The sequence below is a fragment of the Streptomyces sp. NPDC046122 genome, from assembly GCF_056429965.1.
This window is the reverse complement of sequence record NZ_JBWKLQ010000017.1, coordinates 1-25801: the sequence shown is the minus strand read 5'-3', so window position 1 is coordinate 25801 and position 25801 is coordinate 1. Positions and strand designations below refer to the sequence as shown.

Annotated in this window: 16 protein-coding genes, 2 tRNA genes, 1 pseudogene and 1 riboswitch; of the genes and pseudogenes, 11 read left to right on the top strand and 8 right to left on the bottom strand. The window is 73.3% G+C overall.

Annotation, left to right across the window (positions count from 1 at the left end):
- The 6 genes and pseudogenes from AC07FK_RS30075 to AC07FK_RS30050 form a co-directional block, all read left to right on the top strand.
- Positions 1-363, top strand: a pseudogene (locus AC07FK_RS30075) (DEAD/DEAH box helicase); the annotation flags it as partial.
- Positions 364-599: 236 nt separating this feature from the next.
- Positions 600-3689 (top strand): FG-GAP repeat domain-containing protein, encoded by a 3090-nt coding sequence (locus tag AC07FK_RS30070; RefSeq protein WP_479108097.1) that lies wholly within the window; start codon positions 600-602, stop codon positions 3687-3689.
- An 87-nt stretch (positions 3690-3776) separates the two neighbouring features.
- Positions 3777-3849, top strand: a tRNA-Lys gene (locus tag AC07FK_RS30065).
- Between the two features lie 136 nt (positions 3850-3985).
- Positions 3986-4186 (top strand): DUF5988 family protein, encoded by a 201-nt coding sequence (locus AC07FK_RS30060; RefSeq protein ID WP_453402034.1) that lies wholly within the window; start codon positions 3986-3988, stop codon positions 4184-4186.
- A gap of 130 nt (positions 4187-4316) precedes the next feature.
- Positions 4317-4390, top strand: a tRNA-Met gene (locus tag AC07FK_RS30055).
- A gap of 160 nt (positions 4391-4550) precedes the next feature.
- Positions 4551-5774: a PP2C family protein-serine/threonine phosphatase gene (locus AC07FK_RS30050; protein ID WP_479108096.1), complete on the top strand. Its 1224-nt coding sequence runs from the start codon at positions 4551-4553 to the stop codon at positions 5772-5774.
- On the opposite strand, the gene AC07FK_RS30045 is transcribed toward AC07FK_RS30050, so the two are convergent.
- The gene (locus AC07FK_RS30045; protein ID WP_479108095.1) at positions 5713-6696 is read right to left on the bottom strand and encodes a DUF2332 domain-containing protein; all 984 of its coding nucleotides are present in this window, start codon (positions 6694-6696) and stop codon (positions 5713-5715) included. The two genes, AC07FK_RS30050 and AC07FK_RS30045, sit on opposite strands and share 62 nt — an antisense overlap.
- A 258-nt stretch (positions 6697-6954) precedes the next feature.
- Positions 6955-7102, top strand: a riboswitch (cyclic di-AMP (ydaO/yuaA leader).
- Between the two features lie 11 nt (positions 7103-7113).
- On the opposite strand from AC07FK_RS30045, the gene AC07FK_RS30040 reads away from it, so the two are divergent.
- The gene (locus AC07FK_RS30040; RefSeq protein ID WP_479108094.1) at positions 7114-8202 is read left to right on the top strand and encodes a M23 family metallopeptidase; all 1089 of its coding nucleotides are present in this window, start codon (positions 7114-7116) and stop codon (positions 8200-8202) included.
- A 155-nt stretch (positions 8203-8357) separates the two neighbouring features.
- Here AC07FK_RS30040 and AC07FK_RS30035 read toward each other — a convergent pair whose 3' ends face one another.
- The 4 genes from AC07FK_RS30035 to AC07FK_RS30020 all read right to left on the bottom strand — a co-directional run bounded on the left by AC07FK_RS30035 (position 8358) and on the right by AC07FK_RS30020 (position 13553).
- Positions 8358-9749 (bottom strand): PrsW family intramembrane metalloprotease, encoded by a 1392-nt coding sequence (locus tag AC07FK_RS30035; RefSeq protein ID WP_479108093.1) that lies wholly within the window; start codon positions 9747-9749, stop codon positions 8358-8360.
- A 130-nt stretch (positions 9750-9879) separates the two neighbouring features.
- The gene (gene trmB, locus AC07FK_RS30030; protein ID WP_479108092.1) at positions 9880-10671 is read right to left on the bottom strand and encodes a tRNA (guanosine(46)-N7)-methyltransferase TrmB; all 792 of its coding nucleotides are present in this window, start codon (positions 10669-10671) and stop codon (positions 9880-9882) included.
- Between the two features lie 89 nt (positions 10672-10760).
- Positions 10761-11990, bottom strand: a complete 1230-nt coding sequence (lhgO, locus tag AC07FK_RS30025; protein ID WP_479108091.1) for an L-2-hydroxyglutarate oxidase — start codon at positions 11988-11990, stop codon at positions 10761-10763.
- A 132-nt stretch (positions 11991-12122) separates the two neighbouring features.
- Positions 12123-13553, bottom strand: coding sequence for an MFS transporter (locus AC07FK_RS30020; protein WP_479108090.1), 1431 nt, complete (start codon positions 13551-13553; stop codon positions 12123-12125).
- A gap of 619 nt (positions 13554-14172) precedes the next feature.
- Here AC07FK_RS30020 and AC07FK_RS30015 point away from each other — a divergent pair.
- Positions 14173-16338: an asparagine synthase-related protein gene (locus AC07FK_RS30015; RefSeq protein WP_479108089.1), complete on the top strand. Its 2166-nt coding sequence runs from the start codon at positions 14173-14175 to the stop codon at positions 16336-16338.
- Positions 16339-16713: 375 nt separating this feature from the next.
- On the opposite strand, the gene AC07FK_RS30010 is transcribed toward AC07FK_RS30015, so the two are convergent.
- Together AC07FK_RS30010 and AC07FK_RS30005 are read right to left on the bottom strand one after the other, a co-directional pair.
- A complete protein-coding gene (locus AC07FK_RS30010; RefSeq protein WP_479108088.1) occupies positions 16714-18795 on the bottom strand; it encodes a sigma-70 family RNA polymerase sigma factor in 2082 nt (693 codons plus the stop codon).
- A gap of 271 nt (positions 18796-19066) precedes the next feature.
- A complete protein-coding gene (locus tag AC07FK_RS30005; RefSeq protein WP_479108087.1) occupies positions 19067-19879 on the bottom strand; it encodes a TetR/AcrR family transcriptional regulator in 813 nt (270 codons plus the stop codon).
- Positions 19880-20210: 331 nt separating this feature from the next.
- On the opposite strand from AC07FK_RS30005, the gene AC07FK_RS30000 reads away from it, so the two are divergent.
- Together AC07FK_RS30000 and AC07FK_RS29995 are read left to right on the top strand one after the other, a co-directional pair.
- A complete protein-coding gene (locus tag AC07FK_RS30000) occupies positions 20211-21551 on the top strand; it encodes an NAD(P)/FAD-dependent oxidoreductase (protein ID WP_479108086.1) in 1341 nt (446 codons plus the stop codon).
- 199 nt (positions 21552-21750) lie between these two features.
- The gene (locus AC07FK_RS29995) at positions 21751-23424 is read left to right on the top strand and encodes an ATP-binding SpoIIE family protein phosphatase (RefSeq protein ID WP_479108085.1); all 1674 of its coding nucleotides are present in this window, start codon (positions 21751-21753) and stop codon (positions 23422-23424) included.
- A 24-nt stretch (positions 23425-23448) separates the two neighbouring features.
- On the opposite strand, the gene AC07FK_RS29990 is transcribed toward AC07FK_RS29995, so the two are convergent.
- Positions 23449-24729 (bottom strand): MFS transporter, encoded by a 1281-nt coding sequence (locus tag AC07FK_RS29990; RefSeq protein ID WP_479108183.1) that lies wholly within the window; start codon positions 24727-24729, stop codon positions 23449-23451.
- 137 nt (positions 24730-24866) lie between these two features.
- Between AC07FK_RS29990 and AC07FK_RS29985 the strand changes: the two genes are divergently transcribed.
- Positions 24867-25424 carry a MarR family winged helix-turn-helix transcriptional regulator gene (locus AC07FK_RS29985; RefSeq protein ID WP_479108084.1) on the top strand — a complete coding sequence of 186 codons (558 nt, stop codon included), beginning with the start codon at positions 24867-24869 and terminating at the stop codon, positions 25422-25424.
- Positions 25425-25801 lie beyond the last annotated feature (377 nt).

Sequence of the window (25801 nt, the reverse complement as noted above, 5' to 3'; positions counted from 1 at the left end):
TACCAGCGTCGTGACGACCGTCCGGCGGGTGGCGACCGTGGTGGCCGTCCGTTCGAGCGTCGTGACGACAACCGTGGCGGTGGCTTCCGCCGTGACAACGACCGTCGTGACGACAACCGCGGTGGCGGCGACCGTGGCGGCTTCCAGCGCCGTGACGACCGTCCGGCCACCGGTGGCGGCTTCCGCTCCGGCGGCGCCGACCGTCCGTTCAACCGCGACCGTCGTGACGACCGTCCGGCCGGCGGCGGCTTCCGCACCGGCCACGACCGCCCGCAGGGCCGTCGCGACGACCACCGCGGCACCGGCACGGCGACCGGCTCCTTCGGCCGCCGCGACGACAAGCCGCGCTGGAAGCGCAGCTGATCACCTGATCAACCGGTCGGCGTGACCGCCGACCTGCGAAGCGGGCCCGTTCTTCACGAACGGGCCCGCTTTTCTTTTCCCTTTCGTCACACACGTAACTGCTGTTACGCTCCGCGCACTTGCATGGGGGGCACTGCCGGGGGGCGTGGCTCGATCCGATTCGCCGATGACGCGCGCGACACGCAGCCGCCGTCGCCTCCCCGTGCCTTTCTTCTGGCTCCCGGGGAGGGAACCGAGTGACACGTCATGCCCTTGTGCGCGGCACGATCGCCGCAGCCATGGGAATCGGGCTCACCGCCGTACTCGTGCCGCCGCACCTCGCGGCGGCGGACGGTGGCGTCCCAGAGGCTCAAGAGGTCGTGATTCCGGCGGAGTCGCGCGACACCGTCCGGCGCGCGGACCTCCAGGTGGGGATCACCTCCCGCGGTGCTGACGGCACCGGGCACAAGGGCGTCTTCCACACCGAGGAGGGACTGAGCGGCAAGCTCTGGACACGCTTCGAGGACGGCAGGACCTTCCCTGTCGGCCCCGCGCGGAACGGCGGCAACGCCCAGGCCACGGGGAGCGACGTACTCGCCCACCCCGACGGGCGCAGCGTCGAGCTGCGTGACGCGGCCGACGGTTCCGAACGGACGATCACCGTCCCCGAGGGCCAGACCTACGGGGTCACGTACGGCTCCACCGCCCTGACCGCGGAGCGGGTTCCGAACGGTGACGGCACGAACACCGTGACGCTCCACCTACTGTCGCCGACCGCCGAGGGCGGCACCCGTGACGTGCCGGTGACCGGAATCCCCGAGGGCGCGACGCTCATCGCGCCCAGGACCGGTGACGACACCTCCATCGTGGTCATGGCCGAGATCGGGGGCACCGGCCGCGCGATCGTGATCGACAAGGCCACCGGCGTGGTGAGCGGAGTCACCGCTCCGCTGCACGGCACGACCATGCACCTTCGACTGACTCCTGACCGGCTCGTGCTGTACAGCTCGACCGAACACACCTGGCTGTCCGTCCCCCGTGACGACCTTTCGACCACCCCGACGCCGCTGCGACCGGGGGCGGAGCCGTCCAACCCCCTGCACGGGTGGGCGGTGGTCGGGGACTGGCTCGTGTACGTGCCGCGCTCTTCGGCGGTTCAGGCCGTGCCGCTCACGGGAGGGACGCCGGTCACACTGCTGCGCGACAGCACCCGGAGCGTGCTGGCAGGGCCGGGCGCGACAGCCGTGGCGATCGGCGGCCACACGGCCGACGACTGGGGCATACGCCGCATCACCGCGGGGCCGGACGGCAGCCCCCGGGTGACGACCGTGAAGAAGCTGGACCCGGTGCCCGCCGCCGTGGAAGGGCTGTCGCTCGCCCACGGGCGGCTGGCCTTCGCGGACGACGACGCGGGCGTGCGGCGCGGCTACCGGCGCACGCTGAGTGCCACCGGCACGCCGGCGTACGGCGAGCGCGCGCCGCTCACTTCGGGCGGCACGAGCCTGCCGTGGTGCGCGGACGACGAGCCGGTCTGCGGCGCCTTCCACGGTGTAGGCGACGGACGGTTCGCGTGGCTGGACCGGGACTCGGAGGAACGGGATCTCGTACGAATCCAGGGCGCGAACGCCGACGGCGGCGGCACGCTGGCGGTCCCCGAGGGCGGCGAGATCACCTCCGTCACCCCGGACCACCTGATCCACACCTCCGAAGCGGCGGGAAAGCAGACCGTCCACCGCCTCTCCGACGGAAAGGCACTCCTGCAGCGCGCCCCCGGCGCCGCCGCCGTCTGGGCGGGGCGGCTGTGGACCCCGGGCGCGGCGAAAGGCGTGGTCACCGCGCGGGACCTCGCCGCCGGGACGACCGTAGAGACGGCGGACACCGGCGCGGGCTGTGTGCCCGAGGAGCTTCAGGCGGTCGGGCGCTGGGTGTACTGGAGCTGCCCCTCGGGCGGTCCCGCCGGGGTGTACGACCGTACGGAGAAGAAGTCGGTGGGCGTGCCTTCGGGTGAGGCGCTGCTCGGTGACGGATGGCTCGTCACGCACGACAAGGCCGCCGGGAAGCTCGTCCTCACCGCGGTGGACACGGGTGAGGCCCGCAGCCGTACGGTCGGCGACCTGCCCGACACGGGCGTCTCGCAGCGGCATGTGCGGTGGACCGTCGACCGCTTCGGCGGCAACGCCGCCTACGTGGACGGCGACGAGCAGGTGCACCTGGTGCCGTCCGGAGTCCTCGGGCAGCGCTTGACCACGGCCGGGGCCCCGGTCGACAGCACGAAGGTCACGGCGCGCACCTTCGACGCCGTTCCGCAGACCGTCACCACCGCGCCGCTGTCCAAGCCGGCCGCGTCCTGGACGCTGACGCTGCGCGACAGGGGCACGGGCAAGGTCGTCGACACGGTACGCGGCGGGGCCGCGCGCGAGCGGCTCGACGCGCACTGGCACGGCATGGTGCCCGGCGCGCAGGGCGATGTGCCCTTCCCGAACGGCACGTACGCCTGGACGCTGTCCGCCGCGCCCGCCGACGGCAACGGGCCCGCGCTTCAGCGGACGGGGACGGTCGCGCTGCGGGGCGCCTCGCCCGTGCGCCACGACTTCGTCGCCGGCGACGCCGTCGGGGACCTGCTGACGCTGAACTCCTCCGGCAGCCTCACCTTCCAGCACGGCACCGGCAAGGGGACCTTCTCCGGCAAGACGTCGGGCAGTGGCTGGCCGACGTCGGCGTACGCGGTGCCGTTCGGCGACGTGAACGGCGACCGGTGCAACGACGTGCTGGTGCGGCAGCCCTCCGGCGAGCTGCGCGCGTACAAGCCCGGCTGCGGGAAGGCACTGACGCCTTCGACGGCGTCCAGCTCACTGGGGACCGGCTGGGGCCAGTACGACGTGCTGACCTCGCCCGGCGACATGAACGGCGACCGCCGCCCCGACCTGGTCGCCCGTCAGGCGTCGACCGGCGACATGTACTTCTTCGCCGGTGCGGCGGGCGGCAGGTTCGCGGCCAAGGTGAAGGCCGGTTCGAACTGGAAGACGTACGGGCGGATCGCCGGCGTCGGCGACATCTCCGGGGACGGCCGGGCGGATCTGCTCGCGCACGACAGGTCCGGTGGCCTCTGGCGCTACGAAGGGACCGGCGACGGCGGGTTCAAGGGCCGCGTGCAGGTCTTCAAGGACTGGGGGCGGTCCTACAACGCCCTCGTCGGCGTCGGTGACGTGAGCGGCGACGGCAAGGCCGACATCGTCGTGCGGGACTCCGCCGGAAACCTCTTCCGCAACTACGGGAACGGCCGCGGGTCCTTCGGCGGCCGCACGCGGATCGCCACCGGATGGCAGGGCTACAAGGGGCTGTTCTAGAGCTCCGCCCCACCGCGACGGGCCGGGTAGCCGATACCCGATCGGTTACCCGGCCCGCTGCGGCTATGCTCGGGGGTGATTCGCCGAGGGCCGTTAGCTCAATTGGCAGAGCAGCGGACTTTTAATCCGTTGGTTGTGGGTTCGAGTCCCACACGGCCTACCGCCCGAGGCGTCCGGGGCATCCCGGTCGACCCGCACGTCAGCGCCCCGCCCGACTTGATCGGGCGGGGCGCGGCGCGTTCCCGGGCGGGTGCTCCGACATGCGCGCGCGGGGAAGCGTGGGAACACTGGTGGGCATGACGGAAAAGGCGCTCCTCGAAGGCGGGCCGGACGATCTGCGGGACCGGATCGTGCCGATCACGCCACCCGGACAAGAGCTGAAGATCCCGCACCGCGGCGGCTACGAGCACTTCAAGGTCACGTCGCGGCACCAGGAGACCGATCAGGGACGCGTGACGGTCTACGAGTGGTGGGAGCGCACGGAGATCGCCGAGTAACGGCGCTCCGGGGCGGGCGGGTTGAGCGGGCCGGGCGGCGTGCGCCGCCCGTCGGCCGGACCGGCGGCGGGTGAGCGTCGGGCGCGTGGTCCTGGGCGGTCTCCCCATGGCGTACAGTTGTGTTCAACGACGCGGGGTGGAGCAGCTCGGTAGCTCGCTGGGCTCATAACCCAGAGGTCGCAGGTTCAAATCCTGTCCCCGCTACTGAAGAAGAAGACGAAGGCCCGGATCTCGGAAGAGATCCGGGCCTTCGTCGTGTCCGGGGGCGGCCGCGCCCCCACCCGTCCCCCGTTCGGCCGCCCCCGATGGCCGCCCGGTGCGGCGGCGGCCAGCCTGGGCAGGGCGCGGTACCCTCCGCAGCCGGGTGCGCGGCGAGGAGACCACGGTGGGGAAGAAGGGCGCGGCGGTCGCCGGACCCGGCGGGGACAGGGTCGCCTCGCGGTTCGTCCGCGCGCTGCCCGTGCTGCTGATCGCCGGCGGCTGCGCCTTCGACCTCACCACGCCGCCGAACTTCACCGCCTCGCCGCTCTTCGCGGCCGCCCCGCTGATCGCGGCGCCGCTCTTCTCGCTCCGCAACACCCTGGTGACCGGTGGCGCCGCGACCGCCGCCGTGGTGGGGCTGCACCTGCACGACGGCACCTCGACGCACGTGGAGTCCGTGACCGAGCTGATCACCGTGGTGACCGTCGCCGTCCTCGCGCTGGTCATCAACCGCGTCGTACGCCGCAGCGGCCGGCAGCTCGCCTCCGTCCGCACCATCGCGGAGGCGGCGCAGCGCGCGGTGCTCCCCGTACCGGCCGACCGGATCGCCGGACTGCACATCGCGGCGCGGTACGAGGCCGCCCAGGCGGACGCCTTCATCGGCGGGGACCTCTTCGCCGTCCAGGACACGCCGTCCGGCGTGCGGCTGATCGTCGGCGACGTACGCGGCAAAGGGCTCGGAGCGGTCGAGGCGGTGGCCGTCGTCGTCGGCGCCTTCCGGGAGGCCGCCGAGCAGGAGAGCACCCTGGAGGACGTCGCGCAGCGCCTGGAGCGGGCGCTCACCCGGGAGGGGGCGCGGCGCGACGGGCTCGACGCCTTCGAGGGCTTCACGACGGCGGTACTGGCGGAGATCCCGCGCGACGAGGGCGTCGTGCGGCTGCTCAACCGGGGCCACCCGGATCCGCTTCTGCTGTACGCCGACGGGGATCTCGCGGAGATCGCCCCGGCCGAGGCCGCGCTGCCGCTGGGCATGGGCGACCTGGGCGCGTGGCCGGACCGGGCGCAGGGGTGCCCGTTCCCGCCCGGCGCCACCCTGCTGCTCTACACGGACGGCCTGTCCGAGGCGCGGAACGCCGACGGCGTCTTCTACGACCCCGCGGCCCGGCTGCGCGGCCGGATCTTCCCCGGCCCGGACGAGCTGCTGGACGCGCTCGTCGCCGACGTACGGCTGCACACGGCGGGGGCGGCCACGGACGACATGGCGCTGCTCGCCGTCGGCAGGCCCGCCGAGGGGCAGCAGGACCGCCGCAGGACCGTGAGGGTGGTCAGGCGTCCGGAGCCGCCGGACGGCCGAACCAGTGCAGGCTCTGACCGTGCGGCGCCGTGAAGGCGACCGCCCGCTCGTCGAGGGCCAGGGTGAGCAGGTGCTCGTCGTCGGGGGCGGGGGCGTCCAGCCAGGGCAGCACGGTGTGGTGCTCGTTGGAGATCCAGTGGCCGGGCAGTTCACGGACGAGCGCGGCGAACTCCTCGCGGCGGGCGAGCGGCAGGTAGGTGAGCACGGCGGTGTGGAAGACGACCAGCGTGGCGTCCGAGGGGGCCTCGGCGGCCAGCGCGGGGAGTGCGTCGACCAGGTCGCCGCGGACGATGCGGGGCCTGGGAGCCGTACGCACGGCCTCGATGGCGGCGAGCTGCTGACGGGGGCGCTCGGCGCGGCCGGGCCAGATCAGTGACTGGAGCCAGCGGATGTCGTCCTCGGCGGTGGCGTCGAGCGGGTTGAGGTCGATGCCGGCGCGCCACGCGACGTCCGGGAGCGCTTCGGGCAGGGGGACGGGGCCCTCCGTACGGCAGCCGAAGGTGGCGGGGGACGCGCCCAGGACGGGGCCGTCGTCGTAGCGGTAGGCGTAGCGGTCGGGGTGGAGGCACAGGCCGGCCGAGGCGCCGACCTCGATGAGGGCGAGGGGCTGGGGGAGGGCGGCGAGGAGGGGCAGCAGGGTGGCGCAGCGGGCGGGCTCGTTGGTCTGCGTGAACCGGGCGAGCACGACCTCGCGCACGGCGTCCCAGTGGGCCAGGGTCCAGGCGCGGAAGGACGCCCAGTCCTCGTACGGGCCGCCGAGGTACCGGACGGCGGCCAGGAGGAGGTTGGGCTGCTGCTTGTTGCCGGGCGGGAGGGCGGCGACGAGGGCGCAGAGGTCCTGGTCCTCGCTGACGCGGGCGGTGAGTTCGGCGTACAGGGGCGAGACGCCGTGCGCCTGCTGCTCGGAGAACTCGCGGTAGCGGGCGGCCACGGACTGCGTGCTGTTGACAACCATGTGCCGAAGTTAGCCGCCGGGGAACGCTCGCGACGCTGCGTAGCCGTGGGATGCCCCTCCGCATAACAATTGACGAACCGTCATGCGACGGATGTTTTCTGAGTGGCGGTCAACTCGTCCGTCTGTGGGGGTTTGTGTCCTGATTGGTTCAGGCCGAGGCCCTTAACGATCAGTTGGAACAGCTTGGAAACCGGAGCTGGTGTCTATTAACGTTCGATAACGCAGCGCGGTCGTCCCAGTCGTCGCAAGAGACGGCACCGTGCGCACGCGCCGAATCCCGCAAGGGAACCGGGGAACCACGTTCCTTGGGGTGAATCGGGCCGCTCCGTACCCACGGAGAGGCCCGTAGGAGACCTTCCTGCTCCGAACCCGTCAGCTAACCCGGTAGGCGAGAAGGAAGGAAAGGAGCACGCCCACGTGGCGTCCAGCAGCCCTGCCCCCCACACCGCCATGCCCCCTTACGGGGCGGCCCCCGGCACCGGTGACCACATCGGCGGGGAGGGGACCTGGGAGGAATGGAATCCGACCGAGGAATCCGTCCGCCCCGTACGCGGCCGTCACCGGGTCGCCAAGCAGCGCGGCGGTCTCGGCCGCAGCTCCACCGTCCTCGGCGTCGGCGTCATCGCCGCTGTCGGCGCGGGTGGCATCGCCACGGCCCAGGACAAGCCGGCCATATCGATCTCCCTTCCCGACGCGATAGCGGACTCGCTTCCCGACGCAGACCAACTACCCGGTGTCGGCGCTTTCATGTCCGACGACGCCGAACCTGACGCGGGCGCGGCGAACGAAGCAGTCGTGGCCGCCGCCCCGCTGACGACCGCGGGCGTCACCACCGCCGATGCGCAGCAGGGCACCACCGACGCGGGCGAGGCCCTGCGCGCCCGCATCCTCCAGCAGGCCGAGCAGCAGCAGGCCGCCGCCGACGCCGAGGCGAAGGAGGCCGCCGAGAAGGAGGCCGCCGAGAAGGCCGCGGCCGAGGCGAAGAAGCAGCAGGGCGCGGCGGAGGCCGAGGCGGCCGAGGAGAAGCGCGAGGCCGCGGAGAAGAAGCGCGAGGCGGAGGAAGAGGCCGCGCGCAAGGCCGAGGCGGAGCGGCTCGCCAAGCTGGCCGCCAGCTACTCGCTGCCGACCTCGTCGTACACGCTCACCTCGACCTACGGCCAGTCCGGCTCCATGTGGTCCTCCGGCCAGCACACCGGCCTCGACTTCGCCGCCCCGACGGGCACGCCGGTCAAGGCCGTGCACGGCGGCACGATCAAGTCCGCCGGCTGGTCGGGCTCGTACGGCTACCGCATCGTCCTGGAGCTCGAGGACGGTACGGAGATCTGGTACTGCCACCTCTCCTCGATGACCGTCACCTCCGGCGACGTCGGTACGGGCGAGGTCATCGGCCGCGTGGGCGCCACCGGCAACGTGACCGGCCCGCACCTGCACCTCGAAGTGCACACCCCGGACGGCGCCGGCGTCGACCCGGCAGCGTGGCTGCGCGGCAAGGGCCTCACGGTCTGACGGCTCCCGCCTCCCGCACCGCACGTCGCCGGGGCGTCCTGTGGGCTCCCCACCGGACGCCCCCGCAGCACCGCCCCGTTCCCCGGCAGCCCTGACGCACGCCCCCCGCGCCCAGGGCTGCCGGTCTGTGCGCGCGTTTTGCCGAGGACGCTCGGCTACCCCTGCCGGTACGGGTTGTACGCGGCGTAGTCCTGGTGCGGCGGCGGGCCGTACCCGTACCCGTACGGCTGCCACGGCGGCGGGGTCCGCACCCGGCCGGTGGCCCGCGCCGCGTACTCCAGGGCCGGACCGGCCACCTCCCGGCGCTGCCACAGGTGGTGCAGCAGCTCCTGCTCGCGGGCCGGGAAGTCCGCGCCCAGCGCACCCCGGTGGGCGCGGTGGCGGAGGAACGCCAGCGACGTGGCGGACGCTTCGTACTCCGCCACGGCGCGGGCGGCGGCGCGGCCTCCGGTCCGCCCCGCCGCACCGCTTCCGTGCGTACGCGCCGCCGCGCCGCGCGCCAGTGCCCGCGCCCGCATCGACGAGAGGGCGAGCGGCTCGGCGGGCAGCAGCCAGCCGGCGGCGGCGTACGCGGGCAGCTCGGCGGCTATCGTGCGCAGCTCGCGCTGGCGCGTCCACACCACCAGCCAGGTCAGCAGGGCGAAGGCGGGGACCATGAAAGCGCCGTACACCGCGTAGAAGCCGTACTCCCCGAAGGCCGCCGAGCCGTTCCACAGGGCGTGCATCCCCATCGCGCACGCCAGGCCGAGGAGGGGAGGCGCGACCCGCCGCCAGCGCCCCCGGCGCGTGGGAGCGAGGGCGGCGAGGCCGAAGCCGATGCCCGTCAGCACCGTGAACAGGGGATGCGCGAACGGCGACATCACTATGCGCACGAAGAAGGTCGCCGCGGTCACCGACGCGAGGCCGGAGGCGCCGGCCTGCTGGTCCTCCCCGAAGGCGTTGCCGAGGTAGAGGATGTTCTCGGTGAAGGCGAACCCGGTCGCCGTGAACCCGGCGACCACCACCCCGTCGACGACCCCGGTGAAGTCCCGTCTGCGGAAGACGAAGATCAGCAGCACGGCCGCCGCCTTCGCGCTCTCCTCGACGACCGGTGCTATCACCGTGGCGCCGAGGGATTCGGCCCCCGCCGGATCGGCGGTGGCCGTGGCTATCCAGCGGGTCGCGAAGCTGTTCGCGATGATCGCGACGAGCGCGGCCGCGAACGCGCCCCAGGCGAAGGCGAAGAGGAGGTTCCGCCAGGGTTCGGGCTCCACCCGGTCCAGCCAGCGGAACGCCGACGCCAGCAACGGCACCGGCAGCACGGCGAGTCCCAGACCGACCAGGAAGCCGTGCGTGCCGGTCTGGTCGCGGACGATCGCGAGGATCACCAGGGCGCAGAGCGCCAGCGCCGTGATCACCGCGCCCGCGCGCACCGCCCTGGTGCGCCACCAGGCCCGGCGCGGCCGGTAGCGCCAGTGGGCAGGCGGCGGTACGGCGGTGAACCGCGGCTGCTGCTCGCAGTCCGGGACCGCCGGGTGCTGCCGGAGGTGCGGAGCGCTCTCGTACACCCGTCGACCCTAACGAGGGCCACTGACACTGGCGATGGGGCCTCTGGTCGTGGGCCGGGGCTTGGGGGTCTGCCGGTCGGGCCGCTTTCCGGCCGCTTGTCCGTCCGCCGGCTGGTGCTCGGCTGTTCGGTCAGCGGCGGCGGAAGAGCAGATCGTTCACGACATGCCCCTTGTCGAGGCCCTGCCCCTCGAAGCGGGTGAGCGGCCGGAACGCGGGCCTGGGCGCGTAGCCGCCGTCGGCAACGGTGTTCTCGAAGTCGGGGTGCGCGGTCAGCACCTCCAGCATCTGCTCGGCGTACGGCTCCCAGTCGGTCGCGCAGTGCACGATCGCGCCGGGGGCGAGGCGGGGCGCGACGAGGTCCAGGAACTCCGGCTGGATGAGGCGCCGCTTGTGGTGCCGCTTCTTCGGCCAGGGGTCGGGGAAGTACACGCGCAGGCCGGCCAGGGAGGCGGGCGGCAGCATCTCGCGGAGCAGGATGATCGCGTCGCCGTTGGCGACGCGGACGTTGGTGAGGCCGGCGCGCTCGGCGAGACCGAGGAGGTTGCCCTGGCCGGGTGTGTGCACGTCGACGGCGAGGACGCCGGTGGCCGGGTCCTCGGCGGCCATCTGCGCGGTGGCCTCGCCCATCCCGAACCCGATCTCCAGCACGACGGGCAGGCCGCGGCCGCCGAAGAGCTCGTCGAGGTCCAGGACGCGCTTGCCGTCGATGTCCAGACCCCACTGGGGCCACAGCCGCTCCAGCGCCTCGGCCTGGCCCGTGGTCACCCGGCTGCGCCGCGGCTGGAAGCTGCGGATCCGCCGCTCGTGGTGCGAACCGGCGGGGTCGGGGGCGGGGCCGCCGGGAAAGCGGGGCTCGCCCTTGGCTCGGTGGAAGGGGGAGACGTGGGGGGCGTCGGGGTGCACGCGGGAGGACTCAGACACAATGCCCCGATTCTACGGCGCGGCTCGACGGGTGTGCAGCGACGAGTCGGCCGGCCGGTCCGGCGGCGATGCTGTGGACGGTCCGGCCGCTACCCCTTCACCGCCCCCAGCACCTTCAGCGCCCGCCGCGCCACCTGTCTTCCGATCGGCAGCGAGGCCGTGGCCGCCGGGGACGGGGCGTTCAGGACGTGGATCGTGCGGGGCGCCTCCTTGATCAGGAAGTCGTCGACCAGGGTCCCGTCCCGCAGCACCGCCTGCGCCCGCACCCCCGCGGGAGCCGGCCGCAGGTCCGCCTCCCGGACGTCCGGCAGCAGCCGGCGCACCGCGTCGGCGAACGCGCGCTTCGACAGCGAGCGGTGCAGCTCCCCGGCCCCGTACCGCCAGTGCCGCCGGGCTATCCGCCAAGAGCCCGGCCACGCGAGGGTTCCGGCCAGCTCGCGCGGCCGGACCGCCGACCAGGCGTATCCCTCCCGCGCGAGCGCCGGCACCGCGTTCGGCCCCACGTGCACGCCGCCGTCGATCCCCCGGGTCAGGTGCACACCGAGGAAGGGGAACGCCGGGTCCGGCACCGGATAGACCAGGCCGCGCACCAGCTCCGGGCGCGCGAGGTCGAAGTACTCCCCCCGGAAGGGGACGATCCGCATGCCCGGGTCGTCGCCCGCCAGCCGCGCCACGCGGTCGCAGTGCAGCCCCGCGCAGTTCACCAGGACCCGCGCCCGCACCACCGCCCCGTCCGCCGTACGCACCGCGACGCCCCAGGGCCGCCGGTCGATCACGGCCAGCTCCGCGCCGTACCGGATGTCCGCGCCCGACGCGGCGAGGCTCTCCGCCAGCTGCCCCGCGACCGCCCCGTAGTCGCACACGCCGGTCGTCGCCACGTGGATCGCGGCCAGGCCCCGCACGTCCGGCTCGTACTCCGCTATCTGCGCGGCGCCCAGTTCCCGCACCGGAATGCCGTTCTCACGCCCGCGCTGCACCAGCGCGTGCAGCCGGGGCAGCTCCTCCCGCTCCGTCGCGACGATCAGCTTGCCCGTGACCTCGTGCGCGATTCCGTGCTCCGCGCAGAACTTGACCATCTCGGCCGCGCCCCGCACCGCGTACCGCGCCTTGAGGGAGCCGGGCCGGTAGTAGATGCCGCTGTGTATCACGCCGCTGTTGCGCCCGGTCTGGTGCAGGGCCGGGGCCCGCTCCTTCTCCAGCACCGTCACGCGGGTGCCGGGCGCGGCGCGCGTGACGGCGTACGCCGCCGAGAGGCCGACGATCCCCGCACCGATCACCAGCACATCGCAGTCGAAACGGTCATAGCGGTCGTACGGCATCGCTCACCTCCCACCGCGGCCATGTCCGGATCCGTGCCCCGGGAAAGCCTCCCCGGACTCCCGATGATGCACTGACCCACTGACAACGCCTTCAAACCACCGGGCGGAGGCCCCGAGCCGGACCCGCGGCCCCTACGCCGGAGCCACCAGCAGCGGCCGCGCCCGCTCCCGCAGCTCCGCGACCCGCGGCTCGTCGCCGTACGGCTCCAGCCGGTGCAGCAGGTCCCGGACGTACTCGGTCGTCCGCGCCGAGGAGATCCGCCCCGCGACCTCCACCGCCCGCGTCCCCGCCGCACACGCCGCGTCCAGGTTCCCGGACTCCAGCTCCGCCACCGCCGAGACCACCAGGCGCAGACCGTGGGAGCGTACGAACTCCTCGGTCGGCCGTGACAGCGCCTGCTCCGTGAACCGCCGCACCTGACGCGGCGCCTTCAGGTCGCGGTAGCACTCCGCCGCGTCGGCCGCGAACCGGTCGTACGAGTAGAAACCCAGCCAGGACGGGTCGGCGTCGCCCTCGCGCGCCCGCTCCAGCCAGCCCTCCGCCGCCTTGAGCGCTCCTCCCGCGGCCTGGGCGTCGCCCGCCTTCGCGTGCGCCCGCGCCTCCACCAGCCGGAAGAAGCTCATGGTGCGCGCCGTGGCGAGCCCCCGGTTCCGCTCCAGCGCCGCCTGCGCCAGGTCGACCCCCTCGTCGGCGAACCCGCGATAGGTCGCCTGGAGCGACATCGACGCCAGGATGTACCCGCCGAGCGGCACGTCGGCCGCCGCGCGCGCCAGCCGCAGCGCCTGGATGTAGTAGCGCTGGGCGGCCTCCTGCTGCCCGGTGTCGAAGGCCATCCACCCGGCCAGGCGGGTGAGTTCGGACGTCGCGCCGAAGAGCGAGCGGCCGACGTCGTCGCTGTACGAGCCGAGCAGCAGCGGCGCCGCGTCAACCCGTAAGCACTCCGGCACCATCGACGAACGCCAGTCCCCGCCGCCGTACTTGGAGTCCCAGCGCCGCGCGTCCTCCGCCGCCTCCCGCAGCTTGGCGACGTCGGTGTGCCCCACCCGCAGCGGCGTCGCGTCGGCCGCGGACTCCTCGGCCGCGGAATCCCGCGCCACCGAGGAATCGGCCGGTGTTATCAGCCACCGGGAGGCGGGTGTCGCGTACGCGCTGACCGCGAAGGACCCGGCCAGGGACTGCCAGATGCCGCCGCTGCCCGCCCGGCGGCCGGCCAGATCCAGCCGGTACAGCTCGGTCGCCGAGCGGACAGCCGCCGACACGTCGCGCGGGAAGGCCAGGCCGACCTCCGGCGCCGGATCTGCGTCCGCGAGCCCGATCTCGTGCAGCGGCACCGGGCGGCCCAGCTTGGCGCCGATGGCGGCGGCGATGAGGTGGGGCGCGGCGCCCTGCGGCACCATGCCCTTCGACACCCACCGGGCCACCGACGTCTTGTCGTAGCGAAGTGTGAGGCCGCGTTGCGACCCCAGATCGTTGACCCGCCTCGCCAGGCCGGCATTGCTGATTCCCGCGAGGGCGAGAACCGTGCCGAGCTTGTCGTTCGGCCCGCGTTGCTCCCTGGACATGCGCCACCCCTCGACACAGACAGCCGTCCGGCGGGACATGGCCGGCCGTTCCGCCCGCACAACCACGCGGCCGGCCCAGCGGGAATATGCGGCCCGCTCAGAACATCAGTAAACCCAGCGTAGTTCTCCGCCTCCCGACCGTTAAGGGGCAGTGGTCCGTATGGCGAGATTCGTGTAGTTACACGAGCGCCCGCGCCGACCCGTGCTCCGTGCGTGTGGCCGTGCGCCCGCCCTGCGCTCTCGTCGGGCCGACGCCCCGGGCCGTTCCATGGGAGTCGCGTGGGTCGGCCCGCTGCACTGGATCCAGTGGGCTGGGGGACACCGCCGCCTTCATCCCCGCGGGCGGCGGACCGGTCCGGGAGGCGAACAGCGCCTCCCGGACTGTGCGTTCCCCCGCGGCGCCCCTCGGTACCGCCGCGCCCGCAGAATGGCTGAATGGCGCCTGTCGCCCAAACCGGCCGAAGTCCTGTGCACGGCGGGCGCATTGACTCGCCCGTACGCCGCCCACAGGCCCTCCCGCATGCCGTTGTCGTGGCAGCATGGTCCCGAAGCCGCTTCTCGAATTCGTCGATGCCGCTTCGGTACGTGCGTTTGGTTGTCCACAGCCTGTGGAGGCGCGATGCGGTGGTTGGTGGGGTGGAGCAGTGTCGCCGCCAGCTTCGGGACGGTGGGAGCGGTCGGCACGGCCGGCGCCGCCCACCCCTCCTCCGGCCCCTCCGCCTCCTCTGACTCCTCCGACAACGAACCCCTCACCGTGCATCCCGTCGGCTCCCAGCTCCTGTGGGGCGACCCCGACCCCCTGTGGGCCGTCGGCGACTGGCGCCCCGACGAAGTCCGCACCCTCAGCGTCGACCCGTTCACCCGCATCGCCGTCCTCGGCTGCTGCGGCGCCTCCGACGAACAACTGCGCGTCGGTCTCTTCGCGGCGCGCGGCGGCGCACTGCGGCATCTGACCGCGTGGTCCGGCAGCTACACCGCCGTCGTCCAGGTCGGCCGCCGGGTCACCGTGGTCGGTGACCTGGCAGGAGCCCGCCCCGTCTTCTACACGCCCTGGGCCAATGGCACCGCGTACGCCACCGCCGCGCTCCCGCTCGCCGACCTCATCGAGGCACAGCTCGACATCGGCCACCTCGCGGCGCTGCTCGCCTGCCCCGACGTGCCCGAGGCATTGCGCGACGGCACCCCGTACGCCGGAGTACGGCGGATCCCGCCTGGCCACGCGCTCGTGCTGCGCGAGGGCTCCCGGGAGATCACCGGATACGAACCGGTCGCCTCCCTCGCCGTGGCCGCCCCCCAACTCGACGCGGAACGAGCCGTCGACGGGGTGCGCGACGCGCTGGTCGACGCGGTACGGGCCAGACTCACCGCACCGCGCCACGCCCCCGAGACCGCGCCGCCCGACCCGGGGCCCGTCCCCGGCATGGGCCCCGCCGACCGCCGGGCCGCACGGGGCGCGCCCGTCCCCGGCATCGGCGCCGACCTGTCGGGCGGCAGCGCGTCCGCGACGCTGGCCCTCCTCGCGGCGGGTCTGCCCGGGCTGCCCGGTACGGTCCTGGGCCACGGCACGGGCGCCGGCGAGCGGCTGCTCGCCGTCACCTTCAACGACCTGACCGCCGAAGGCCCGGGCGGTGAGGCGGAGTTGCAGCGGGCCGGCGCGATCGCCGCCAACCCCCGGCTGCACCACGTCGTCGTAACCGCCGGGGCGGAAGCCCTGCCGTACGCCGACCTCGGCAGCGGCCCGCTCACCGACGAACCCGGACCGTCCCTGGTCACCGCCGAGCGCCACCGCCGCCGGCTCGTCGCGGGCAGCGCCGACCACTTCACGGGGCACGGCGCGCGCCAGGTCCTGGACGCCCATCCGGCGCGGCTGGCCGACCTGTTGATGGACCGCAGACGCCGCGACCTGCTGCGTCCGGTCGCCGCCCTCGCCAAGGTCGAAGGGCCGTCCGCCCACTCCCTGTTCGTACCGCTGACCGTCTACCGCGCCGCACGCCGCCTCGCCCGTACGCCGTACCGCTCGGGCATCGAGGAGGCGGCGGCCCGTCTCATGGACCGCCGCTTCGACGAGCCCGGCGCCCGGCGCGCGGGCAACACGCCGGGTTCCGCCCTCGACGCCTCGCTCGCGGCCCTCTCCTGGACCCGGCCCGGTCCCGCGGCGCGCTGGCTGACGGGGGAGGCGCTGGCTGAAGTATCGGTTCGCCTCCAGGCATCGGTCACCCGCCCCTCGTCGGTCCAGCGCCCGGGCGAGGCCCGTGCCCGGGCCGCCCTCGCCCGGGCGGCGGCCGACCACCGGGTTTTCGAACAGGCGGCCGAGGTCCGCAGCCAGCGCCTGCACGCGCCCTTCCTCGACAACCAGGTCGTACGGGCCGCCCGTACGCTCCCCGAAGCCCTTCGGGTCCAGCCCGGCGCCCGGGCGGCGGTCCTGCGCGCCGTCCTGGCCGGGGCCGGCATCAAGGACCTGCCGCCGGGCTGGGGCGCCACGTCCCACCCCTCGTCGGCGGCGGCCGCCCGCACCGGCCTGCGCGCCGCGATCGGCGACCTCATCGCGCTTTTCGACGCACCGCTGCTGGCCGACGCGGGCCTGATCGAGGCGCGCGTCGTACGCAAGGCCCTGCGCGCGGCCGCCGAGGGCGAACCGGTCCCCCTGGACGGCCTCGCCGACCTGGTCTCCACGGAGCTGTGGCTACGCCGCCTGATCTCCCGCCGCGGTACCTGCTGGACCGGCACCGCGGCCCCCCGCCAGCGCGCGGTGGCGGGCGGTGTCCCACCCCGCCGAGCACTCTGAACACCGCAGCCCGCAACGGCCAATGCCGCCGCTGCCCGGCGCCGACCCACCCCTGCGAACCCCGGGCTGCTCCAGTCCGTCTGAACCCTGAGCTACTCCAACCCTTCTGAACCTCGGCCCCTCCAGCCCTTCCGGCGTTTGAGGAGTGGGGTCCGGGGCGGAGCCCCGGTTCGGGTGGGCGGGTAGGGGAAAGCCCGCGCAGCGGCAACCCCGCACCCCGCACAGTGGCGCCCGGCGCACCGCACCCCGCACCCCGCACCCGGCTCCCAGGTGCCCGCACCCGCCGCGCAGGCACGCAGCCCCGCTCAGCAGCCCGCCCCCGGCGCTCCCGGCCGGCGCCGGCGGCCAGTCCGCCTCGTGACCCGACCCCCGCCCTCACCCCCCGCAGCTGATCCGCGACTGCGCCCAGTCCGCCAGGACCATCGCCTCATGCGGCTGCGACGGTTCCACCACGAGCCGGATGGACTCCCGCCCGGAGATGCCGGCCCGAACCGCCACCGCCCCGTCGTTGCCCCGCACCAGCCCCGACCGCCAAAGCAGCGCACTGTCCCCGTACAGCGAGAAGCGCGCCGCGCCCATCCCCATCGTCATGTCGTCGATGCCGACCAGCGCCTCGTAGGTGGTGCAGGCGCGGTTCAGGTCGATGGTCACGGACGACTTCGCGTGCGTCGTCACGCCGTTCCCGTACCGGACGCCACCGATCGACATGCCGTAGCGCTGCCACAGCCAACTGCTCCCGGTCACCCGCACCTCGGGCTCGGTGCGGTCGCCGAACGCGCCGTACCTCAGCGAGTTCACCTGATAGACGACCGGCTCGGGCGGCGGCTTCGGAGTCGGCCCGGGATCCGGCACCGGCGGCTTCGGCCCGGGCGGCGTCGGCTTCGGCTTCGGCGCGGGCTCCGCCACGGGCGGCGCGGGCGCGGGCGCGGACGACGACGGCGGCGTAGGCGTCGGGGACGGCTCCGTAGGCGTAGGCGTCGGGGACGGCTCCGGAGGCGCCACCGGTGGCTTCGCCGCCCGCGCGGCAGGAGGCGCGGGCGGCTGCGGACTCGGCCGCTGCGGCCCTGCGGGCCGCGACACCGGCGGCTTGGCCACCGGCTTCGCCTCGGGCTTCGCGTCCTCCCCCGCGAGCGCGAACACCACCCCGGCCGTCACCGCCGCAGCCACCGCCGCACCGATCGCCACCTTGGCCGGGGCGCCCACGGCCTCGGCCCCGGCCGCCCCGGCCGCTCCACCCGCCGAGCCGGAACCACCGGCCGCCGCCGCGGCGGCCCCCGCTCCGGCCGCCCCCACGGCCCCCGCCGCGCCACCAGCCACCAGCCCGGCGCCCTTGACCGCGTACCCGGCGGCGAACCAGCCGATGACCGCGACCGGCAGCAGCGCCGGAATCCCGTCGTTCACATCGCTCAGCTCACCGGCCGCCACCCGGCACTTCGCGCACTCCTCCAGATGCTTGCGCAGCCCCCGCTCGGCCCGCGTCCGCAGCCCGCCCCTGGCATACGCGCCGAGCCGGTCGGCGTACCGCGCACAGTCCCCGCCCGCCGTCAGCGCGCTGCTCACGTGCGCCTGGAGATACGCCTGCTTCAGCCCCTCCCGCGCCCGGCTCGCCAGCACGGCCGTGGCGTTCGCCGTCAGCCCGAACAGCGGCGCGACCTCGCTCGGCGACTCCTCCTCGACCGTGGTGTGCCACAGCACGGCCTGCCACCGCTCCGGCAGGCTGCGGAACGCCCGCACGGCCAGCGTCCGCTCGGCCTCGTGCATGGCCCGTACGTCGGCGCCCAGTTCCAGGGTGTCGTCGTCCGACGCGTCCACCGAACGGGCGGACTGCGCCGCGAAGACGGCGAAGTCCTCGACGAGGTGCTCGCGCCTGGCGGTCTTCGTCCACGCCGCCGCCACCCGCCGCACGGTCGTCAGCAGGTACGCCCGCACGGCGTGCGCGGGCCCCGCGCCCCCGCGCACCGCCTGCAGGGTGCGGGCGAAGACCTCGGCCGTCAGGTCGTCGGCGGTGTGGGCGTCCCGGCAACAGGTACGGGCGTACCGGCGGACGGCGTCCGAGTGCCGCCGGAACAGTTCCTCGTACGCGCTGTCGTCGCCGCCGCGCATCCGCTCGACCAGCGTCGCGTCCGAGGTCGGCGCCGCGCCACCGCCCCTGCTCGTGTTGCCCTCGCGCTGCGTGGGGACGCTCGCCTCGTCGCCCTCCACGGCCGGCCACGGCCCCGGCAGCACGGTCCCGCCTTCACCGTCTCCGTCCCGGTCCCCACCCGCACGACTGTCCGATCGACTGTTGGCACGACTGTCCGCACGACCGCCCGGTCGGTTGTTCGCGGACCCGTCCCCGGCTCCGAACCCGCCCGCCCGGCCGGGGGGCCGCGCCTGGCTCGGCACCTGCCGCGCGGGCAGCCCGTCGAGCTCCGTGCCGACACGGTCGAGCGGCTCGTCCCGCCCCTCAACACCCATAGCGGAAGCCCCCGTAAGCACCCTCGGACCGGAAATACCGGCCAAGAGTCCCACAGCGCGAACGGCGTCCCGTTGCTCCGAACGGGCAACCACTCATCCGGGGAGTTTTCCCGCAAACGAGCACTATTGTTCACCCGAAAGGGGAAGGCTCAGCGGATTTCGCTCGCGCCCACGCTCGCGCCCCGCCCCGGAAAGCGGAAGGCCCGCCAGTCCGCCACCCGGCGAACGAGCGGGCCGACGGGCGAACCCCGCCCGAGTCCCTGTCAGGAACTCACGCGGGCCTGGACCGCAGCCCTTCCAGCAGGATGTCCAGCAGCCGGGACGAGGCCGCCGCTTGCTGCGCCGCGTCCGGCAGCGAAGGCGCGGCCGTGGCTATCACCAGCAGGACGTCGGCGACCGTCACATCGCCGCGCAGCTCACCGGCCGCGCGGGCCCGGTCCACCAGCCGTCCCACGACCTCCAGCAGCTCCGCCGCACCCGCGTCGTCAGCCCCCGGGTCTTGGGACCCGGCGCCCGAAGGCCGCTGCTCGACCAGCCGCAGCTCGGGCACCGCGGACACCGGGGCAGACCCGGAAGCCACCGCCGCGGCCTGCCGCTGCTGCGGCACCCGCAGCTCGGCCTGCGCCGACGCCGGTTCTCCGGCATCCACGGCGTCGCCGCCGTCCCCGCCGTCCACACCCACCCGCAGCACCTGCGGCGGCAGCAGCCGGCCCGCGCCGGACGCCACCGACGTCCGCAGGAAACGGGAGAGGGCCGACCACGGCTCGTCCTCCTGCCCGAGGGCCGTACGCGCCTGGTCGGTCAGCCGGGAGGTCTCCTCCTCGGCTATGCGGCGCACCAGTACGTCCTTGCTCGGGAACCGGCGGTACACCGTCCCGACGCCGACCCTGGCCCGTCGCGCGACGTCCTCCATCGGCGCCCCGTAGCCCAGCTCGCCGAAGACCTCGCGAGCGGCTCGCAGTACGTGCTCAAGATTGCGCTGTGCGTCCACACGCAGCGGTGCGGAGCGTGATCCTCCCGCCCCCGCACGCCCGTGGCCGTCGGATGCGACGGCCGTCTGCCAATGAGAGTCCTGAATGTGCATCAGCGTTCCCCCGGTAATGATGTCTCCCCCCGGAGACTCCCCGCCCTGATAGTCGGCCGGGACCGCAGACCTGGCCGCCCCGACGAGATACGAACATAGTTGAGCGCGCGTAGATACAGAAGGGGGTAGTTCCGCACGGAGCGCCCGCCCGATCGGAGTATCGACCAGAACCTTCCTGATTCGGCCCCTGTCCGCGCGTCCTTTCCACCCGCTGACCTGCAAACCTTCCCGGTCGAACGCGAATTCGCCCGGCCTGCGGCACGCGTGGCCTCCGGTCACACAATTTGCCGGGCCTGTGGACAAACTCCGGCGGCCGTTGCGTCATGGGACAGTGACAGAACCTGCGCGCATTCTCGTTGTCGGCGGCGGCTACGTCGGGATGTACACCGCGCTGCACCTCCAGCGGAAGCTGAGAAGCGGCGAGGCCGAGGTCACTGTGGTGACGCCTGATCCCTATATGACCTATCAGCCGTTCCTTCCCGAAGCGGCGGCCGGCTCCATCTCCCCGCGCCACGTCGTGGTCCCGCTCCGCCGCGTCCTGGACAAGTGCAAGATCGTCATCGGCGAGGCCACATCCGTCGACCACGCCAAGCGCACCGCGACCGTCACGACCCTCGCCACCGAGGAGGAGGGCACCGGCGGCGTCGAGATCACGTACGACGAACTCGTCCTCGCGCCGGGCTCCGTCTCGCGCACCCTCCCGATCCCCGGCCTCGCCGACTACGGCATCGGCTTCAAGACCGTCGAAGAGGCCATCGGCCTGCGCAACCACGTCATCGAGCAGATGGACATCGCGTCCGCCACGCGCGACCCGGCCGTCCGCGACGCCGCCCTCACCTTCGTCTTCGTCGGCGGCGGGTACGCCGGAGTGGAGGCGCTCGGCGAGCTGGAGGACATGGCCCGCTACGCCGCCCGCTACTACCACAACGTCAAGCCAGAGGACATGAAGTGGATCCTCGTGGAGGCGACGGGCCGCATCCTCCCCGAGGTAGGCGAGGAGATGGGCAAGTACGCGATCCGCGAGCTGCGCAGGCGCAACATCGACGTACGCCTGGACACCCGGCTCGACTCCTGCGCGGACCGCGTCGCCGTCCTCAGCGACGGATCCCGCTTCCCCACCCGCACCCTCGTCTGGACCGCGGGCGTCAAACCGCACCCCGTACTCGCCGCGAGCGACCTGCCGCTCAACGGGCGCGGCCGCCTCGCCGCCACCGCCCACCTCAGGATCAAGGGCGCCGACCACGCCTGGACCGCGGGCGACGCCGCCGCCGTGCCCGACCTGAGCGCGCCGGAGAAGGACAAGGAGTGCGCGCCCAACGCCCAGCACGCCGTACGCCAGGCCAAGGTCCTCGCGGAGAACGTCCTGGCCTCACTGCGCGGCGAACAGCTGAAGAACTACGAGCACAAGTACGCCGGTTCCGTCGCCTCGCTCGGCCTCCACAAGGGCGTCGCGCACGTCTACGGCCGCAAGCTCAAGGGCTATCCGGCCTGGCTGATGCACCGTACGTACCACCTCAGCCGGGTGCCGACCTTCAACCGCAAGGCCCGCGTCCTCGCCGAGTGGACACTCGCCGGACTCTTCAAACGCGAGATCGTCTCCCTCGGCTCCCTGGAGCACCCACGAGCCGAGTTCGAACTCGCCGCGGGGGGCAAGCCGCCCAAGAACAAGTGACGACTGTCAGTGCGGTCGGTCACACTGGACGTGTGACCATAGGCTGGCTCACGCCCGATCAGAGTCACCCGCTGTAACGGCACGGCAGTCCCTCACCCCACAGCAAACCCAGCAAACGCAGCGACCACAGCAACCGTCAGCGACCACCGCGTCAGTGACGCAACACAACGCAACGCGACACCATGAGGCCTGAACGTCAGTGAACTTCACGCGCTGGAGCGCCCGTCTCCCCGGAACGCAGCGCCGCGCCGCAGCGCGGAGCGACCGCGGCTCCGTCCCGGCGGCCCGCGTTGAGTACGGCCGGCCGTCCGAGCACGGGCCCGACGCCCAGGACGCGCCCGGCGACGCCGCCCTGCCCTCCTCGCCCTCGCCGAGCCCGCTGACCGACCTCTCCGTCTGCGAGATCCTCGGCCGGCTCCCCGCCCTCGTCGCCCTGGTCTACGGCCCCGACCACCGCGTCGCGTACGTGAACGACGCCTACGCCGCCGCCTTCGGCCCCCGCGAGCCCGGCGCCCCGGCCGCCGTAGCCCTCCCGGAGTTCGACGAACTGGGCCTGCTCCCGCTGATGGACCAGGTCCTGCGCAGCGGCACGCCCCGTACGGTCAAGTCCCGCAAGGTCCCCAAGGGCGGCTCGTACACCATCACCTGCACGCCGATCGAGGCACCGGTCGAGGGCGCGGAGCGCGGCGTGCTCGTCTTCGCCGCCGACGTCACCGACCACGCGGAAGCCGCCGAGCGCCTGCGCGCCAGCGAACGCCGCCTGCGCGAGACGGCCGTCACCCTCCAGCGCTCCCTCCTTCCGCAGGAGTTGGAACAGCCCGACGACCTGCGCATCGCCGCCACCTACCAGCCGGGCGGCACGGACGCGGCGGTCGGCGGCGACTGGTACGACGTCATCACCCTCGGCGCCGGCCGCACCGCCCTGGTCATCGGCGACGTCATGGGCCGAGGGGTGCGCGCCGCCGCCGTGATGGGCCAGCTCCGCACGGCGGTCCGCGCGTACGCCCGCCTCGACCTCCCGCCCCACGAGGTCCTCCAGCTGCTGGACGGACTCGCCGCCGAGATCGACGCGAGCCAGATCGCCACCTGCGCCTACGCCGTCCACGACCCCAACGAGGGCCGCCTCGTCTACGCGTCGGCGGGCCACCTCCCGATCCTCGTCCGCGACGAGGACGGCACGGTCCGCCGCGCCGAGGACCACACGGGCCCCCCGCTCGGCACCGGCGGCTGGATGCACACCTCGGGCACGATCGCCCTCCCGCCGGGCTCCACGGCCGTTCTCTATACGGACGGTCTCGTCGAGCGCCGGCGGGAGGACATCGACGAGGGCGTAGCCGCGCTCGAACGCGCCCTGTCCGGTGCCACCGGCACGCCCCAGGTCGTCTGCGACCGCCTGATCCGCGCGCTGGGCGTCACGGCCGACCACGACGACGACGTGGCGGTACTGGTCCTCCAGCACCCCACCCGCACCGGCGCCGACGCCGAGCTCTTCCACAACGCCGCCCTGGAGCTGCTCGGCGGCGTCGAGGCGGCGCCCAGGGCCCGCGCCTTCGCGACGGGGGTCCTGGCCTCCTGGCGCTTCCCGGTGGAGCTGTGCGACCTGGGCGTCCTGGCGGCCAGCGAGCTGGTGGCCAACTCCCTCCAGCACGGCACGCCCCCGATGCGCCTGCGCCTGCGCCGCACCGACCGGCGACTGATCATCGAGGTGACGGACGGTGACGACCACCTGCCGCGCCGCCGCCGCGCCGAACCGGCCGACGAGGCGGGACGCGGCATCTCGATCGTCGCGACGATCGCCTCGTCGTGGGGCAGCCGCCGCACGCCGGGCGGCGGCAAGGCGGTCTGGTGCGAATTCGCCCTGCCGAACAGCTGACGGCCGACGCCCCCGGTACGGCGCCTAGCCCGCCGGGGCGAGGTCCTTCGCCGGGACGCCCGTAGCCACGACCCGCGACTTGACCGGCAGCGGCCTGTCCTGGGCCGGCGTCAGCTGCTTGCCGAGCCGCAGGGCCAGCACGCTGATGCCCAGCGAGAAGACGACAAAGGTCAGGATGTAGGGCGCGTGCAGCGACGCGCCCATCGGCCCGCCCACCGCCGGCCCGACGGCCAGCGCGAGCTGCTTGACCAGCGCGAACGCCGAGTTGTACTGCCCGACCATCGACTCCGGCGCCAGATCGGCGACCAGTGGCGCGACGGTCGGCGACAGCATCGCCTCACCGAGCCCGAAGAGCGCGTACGTCGAGACGAACGCGGCGGTGGCCATCGTCTGGCCGCCGTGCCCGAGGCCGGCGTACCCCGCCACGATCCACGCGACGGTCCAGATCAGCCCGACCAGTGCGATGACGCGCGAACGCCGGTGCCGCTCGACCAGCCGCAGCACCACGAACTGCGCGACCACGATGACCGCCGTGTTGGCCGCCAGGGCGATGCCCAGCGTCGACGGCTGGATCCCCGCCGCCTCGGTGCCGTACGCGGCGAGCCCCGACTCGAACTGTCCGTAGCAGGCGAAGAAGAGGACGAACCCGAGACCGCACAGCTGCACCATCGCCCGGTGCTTCAGCAGCGCCCGAAGCCCACCCTTGGGCGCGGCGTCGTCCTGCGGCATCGCGCCGGTGATGACGGCGGCGCGCGGCAGCCGGACGCTCGCACCGATCCCGGCGAGCACCAGGAACATCACGGCCTCGATGCTGAAGAGCAGCAAAAAGCTGTCGGGCCGGCTCTCGTCGACGAGCTGGCCGCCGATGAGACCGCCGATGCCGAGCCCCAGGTTCGCCAGGAAGAACTGCATGGCGAACGCCCGCGTACGGGTGGCGGGAGTCGAGCACCAGACGATCATCGTCGCGAGCGCCGGCTGCACCACCGCCGTACCCGCGCCGAGCAGGGCGGCGGACAGCAGAACCATCGGCACGTCGGCCGCGAGCCCCATGCACAGAGCGCCGACTGCGGCGACGACCGCGGCGACGACCACTACGGGCACGGGGCCGCGCCGGTCGATGACACGGCCGGTGAACGGCAGGACGAGGAGTGCGGCCACAGCAAAGACGGCGAGCACCACACCTGCTGTGCTCGCGCCCAGATCCCGCACCTGGGCGACGTACACGTACAGATACGGAACGGTGAACCCGATGCCGAACGCGCTCAGCGCGTTCCCCATCTGGATCCGGCGCATCGCGGCGCCCATTGCCCTGGTCACACTCACCTGCCTCATGGTTTCGACGAGAAGAGCTGAAGCCTGAAGACTTCAAAACTAAAGTTAGAACCTCAACAGTACACATCGAAGGACTTAAAGGCCAACGAGTCCGTGTCATACTGCGCGGCATGCCTGAGACCCCAGACCCGCACGGCCCCCAGGAGCCGAGCCTCGACGAGCAGATCGCCGCCTACCAGCGCGAGTACGGCGACCTTGACCCGCAGGTGGAGAAGGTCGTCTCGGCCCTGGGCCGCCTGAACCGCCGTATGAACGTCGCCTACGGGCGCCAGGTCGCCGCCCTCGGCATCAGCAACACGGAGTGGGAGGTCCTGAAGACCCTCGTGGTCTCAGGAGCCCCCTACCGGCTGGGCCCCGGCGAGCTCGCGAAGCGCCTCGGCCTCACGCCGGCCGCGATGACCCACCGCATCGACCGGATGGCGGCGGACGGCCTGGTCACCCGGGATCGCGACGAGAGCAACCGGGTGCGCGTGATCGTGGAGCTCACCGACGAGGGCCGCGCCAAGTGGCTCGAAGCGATGCGGATGGCGTCGAGCTTCGAGGAGGACCTGCTCCAGGACCTCTCCTCCGAGGAACGCGGCTCGCTCGGCGAGATGCTGATCCGGCTGCTGCGCCGGGTCGAGGACGCCCAGCCGGACGCCGGCGGCCGCCTCACGGACCTCGACTGACGGGGGAACGGCAGGGGTTGACACGACCCTCGTCGATCCGTAAGGTTCTTCGAGTTGTCACGGAGCCGGAACGGTTCTGCGACAACCACTCGCCGCGAACGCGGCACACCCAAACTCTGCATGGTCTCCACTCGGAGAGAATTTCGGCATGCCGGAATTCATTCGACAGGCTCGATTGTGAGCCGCCCCGGAAATCCGCTAGAGTTCAGGGCGTCGGAACGGCCCAACAGCCGGAAAGGCGAAACCCGCTGACTGGGAGTCAGGCCCGAAAGGATCTGATAGAGTCGGAACCGCCGGAAAGGGAAACGCGAAAGCGAAGAACTGGAAAGCGCCGAGGAAGTCGGACACGAAAGCGTCTGATAGAGTCGGAAACACGA